The sequence below is a fragment of the Pseudomonas sp. PB106 genome (assembly GCF_009764645.1).
Lineage (GTDB): Bacteria > Pseudomonadota > Gammaproteobacteria > Pseudomonadales > Pseudomonadaceae > Aquipseudomonas.
On sequence record NZ_RWIM01000074.1, the window covers coordinates 1 to 2983 of the forward strand.

General features: G+C 60.5%; 2 protein-coding genes. One reads left to right on the forward strand and one right to left on the reverse strand.

The annotated features are described in order from the left end of the window. Nucleotides 1-185: 185 nt before the first annotated feature. Nucleotides 186-1277 carry a calcium:proton antiporter gene (locus EJA71_RS09740; RefSeq protein ID WP_158956338.1) on the forward strand — a complete coding sequence of 364 codons (1092 nt, stop codon included), beginning with the start codon at nucleotides 186-188 and terminating at the stop codon, nucleotides 1275-1277. A gap of 130 nt (nucleotides 1278-1407) precedes the next feature. Here the strand turns inward: EJA71_RS09740 and EJA71_RS09745 are convergent, their stop codons facing one another. After that, on the reverse strand, nucleotides 1408-2766 hold the full coding sequence (locus EJA71_RS09745) for an 8-oxoguanine deaminase (protein ID WP_158956340.1): 1359 nt from the start codon (nucleotides 2764-2766) through the stop codon (nucleotides 1408-1410). Between the last annotated feature and the right edge of the window lie 217 nt (nucleotides 2767-2983).

Below are 2983 nucleotides of genomic sequence, written 5' to 3' on the forward strand. Positions count from 1 at the left end.
GCTCGCTCCCACATTGAAATGCGGTCACCTGTGGGAGCGAGCTTGCTCGCGAAGGGGCCGGCAAGGCCAATAAAAGTGCATCAGGCAAAAGTCCCGCTATCCGTTGGTGCGCTAAGGTGTAACGAAACGTTAGCGCCGCTCCGCAGTCAGTAGCTCATTCGCACTCTTCGGCAAAAAGGCCCGCCATGTTCTCGATTCTCAAGCAAGAAAGCTTTCTGCTCCTGGCCGTCATCGCCGCGTGCGTCGCCTATCCGTTGGAACACTGGATGCTGCACAGCGGCCAGATCGTCGCGCTGACTGCCGGCCTGGTGCTGATCGCTTTCATCGTCGCCGCCTCGATGCGCGTCGCCCACCACGCTGAATTGCTCGCCGAAAAGGTCGGCGACCCTTACGGCACGATGATCCTCACACTGGCGGCCGTGCTGGTCGAAGTGGTGATTCTGGCAATCATGATGAGCAACGAAGCATCGCCCACGCTGGTGCGTGACACGATCTATTCGGCGGTGATGCTCGACATCAACGGCATCCTCGGCCTCGCCGCGCTAATGGGCGGGATCAAGCATGGCGAACAGTCGTATAACGACGATTCCGCGCGCAGCTACAGCGTGATGATCCTCACCGCCATGGGCGTATCGATGGTGGTGCCGGAATTTATACCCGAGGCCAACTGGAAGATTTATTCAGCGTTCACCATCGGCGCGATGGTCGTTCTTTACGCGTTGTTTCTGCGCATGCAAGTCGGCCCGCACAGTTACTTTTTCAGCTACAGCTACCCGGACAAACGCCGCAAGAAAGAACCGCAGGACGCGCAGGCGAAAGCACCGAGCATCGGCCTGTCGATCGGCATTCTGGTGTTTGGCATTGTGGTGATCGGCGCACTGGCCGAAGTGATGTCGAAGACCCTCGATCTGGGCCTGGAAGGCACGGGCGCACCGCCAGTGATCACGGCGATTCTGGTGGCGGCGATTTCCGCAGCGCCGGAGATTCTGACCGCATTGCGTGCAGCGTTGGCCAACCGCATGCAATCGGTGGTGAACATTGCGATGGGCGCGTCACTGTCGACGGTGATTCTGACCGTGCCGGTGATGGAAGCGATGGCGCTGTACACGGGTCAGCCGTTTCAAATGGCGATGACCCCGGTGCAGACGGTGATGATTTTCCTGACGTTGATCGTCAGCGCGATCAACCTCAATGACGGCGAAACCAATGCCATCGAAGGCATGACGCATTTCGTGCTGTTTGCGACGTTCATCATGCTGTCCCTGCTCGGCCTCTAGCGCGGGAAGATCGTTCCCACGCTCCGCGTGGGAATGCCGCCATGGACGCTCTGCGTCCGCCGCTGGGACGCAGAGCGTCCCGTGATGCGTTCCCACGCAGAGCGTGGGAACGATCAGATGGGGAGGGGAATCAGGTCCCGGCGATCAGTTGGCGTGCCGCCTGGCTGTGGTCGGCGATCAGGCCTTTGAGGTCGAGGCCTTCAACCTGGCCGTCAACCACGCGCCACTTGCCACCAATCATCACCCGATCCGCACGATCTGCACCGCACAACAGCAGCGCCGAAATCGGATCATGGCTGCCGGAGAAGCGCAGCTCATCGAGCTTGAACAACGCCAGATCCGCCTGCTTGCCCACGGCAATCTCACCAATATCGGTACGGCCCAACAAGCTCGCCGAACCCTTGGTGGCCCAGCCCAGCACGCGTTCCGGGGTGATCTTTTCGGCGCCGTAACGCAGGCGCTGGATGTACAGCGCCTGACGTGCTTCGAGAATCATGTTCGACGCATCGTTGGACGCCGAGCCATCGACACCCAGACCAAACAACGCACCGGCGTCAGTCAGATCGATACTCGGGCAAATGCCCGAGGCCAGACGCATGTTCGAACTCGGGCAATGGCAAATACCGGTGCCCGCCTCACCGAGACGAGCGATTTCGTCCGGGTTGAAATGGATGCCGTGCGCCAGCCAGGTGCGCGGACCGAGCCAGCCGACGCTGTCGAGATAATCGACGGTGCGCAGGCCGAAACGCTGCAGGCAGAAATCTTCTTCGTCGAGGGTTTCGGCGAGGTGCGTGTGCAGGCGCACGTCGAGTTTGTTCGCCAATTCAGCACTGGCCGACATGATTTCCGGGGTCACCGAGAACGGCGAGCACGGCGCCAGCGCGATCTGGATCTGCGCGCCGTCGCCGCGTTCGTGGTACTCGTGAATCAGGCGCTGACTGTCGTCGAGAATCACCTGACCTTCCTGCACGGTCTGCTGCGGCGGCAGGCCACCGTCCTTCTCGCCGAGGCTCATCGAACCACGGGTGAGCATGGCGCGCATGCCCAGCTCGCGGACGCTTTCGACTTGCACGTCGATGGCGTTTTCCAGGCCGTCCGGGAACAGGTAGTGATGGTCGGCAGCAGTGGTGCAACCCGACAGCAGCAGTTCGGCCAAGGCGACTTTGGTGGCGAGGGCGAGTTTCTCAGGTGTCAGGCGCGCCCACACCGGGTACAGGGTTTTCAGCCAAGGGAACAACGGCTGATTGACCACCGGCGCCCAGGCGCGAGTCAGGGTTTGATAGAAGTGATGGTGGGTGTTGATCAGGCCCGGCAGGATCACATGCTCGCGGGCATCGAACACTTCATTGCACGGCGCCGACGGCTGTTGGCCGGTAGCCAGTACTTCGACGATGACACCGTCTTGCACGACAAGGCCGCCACGGGCATCGAGCTCGTTGGACGTGAAAATGGCGAGGGGATTTTTTAACCAGGTACGGGTCGCGGGCATGTTGCCGGCTCCTCTGAAAATTGGGTTCAGGGTTGCCAGCTCAGTGATGCCCTGTCTGCTGATCCAGGGTCGCCGCGGGGACGAGGTGCGCAGTTTCAAACAAAAGCGCTTTTCGGGCAAGCCCAACCCGACAGGACAACATCCCCAAAATACACAGACCCTGTAGGAGCTGCCGAAGGCTGCGATCTTTTGATTTCGTTTTTAAGATCAAAAGATC

Bases quoted from the DNA above. Each gene is read 5' to 3' on its own strand.
- EJA71_RS09740 (WP_158956338.1), top strand. From the start codon at position 186: ATGTTCTCGATTCTCAAGCAAGAAAGCTTTCTGCTCCTGGCCGTCATC.
- EJA71_RS09745 (WP_158956340.1), bottom strand. From the start codon at position 2,766: ATGCCCGCGACCCGTACCTGGTTAAAAAATCCCCTCGCCATTTTCACG.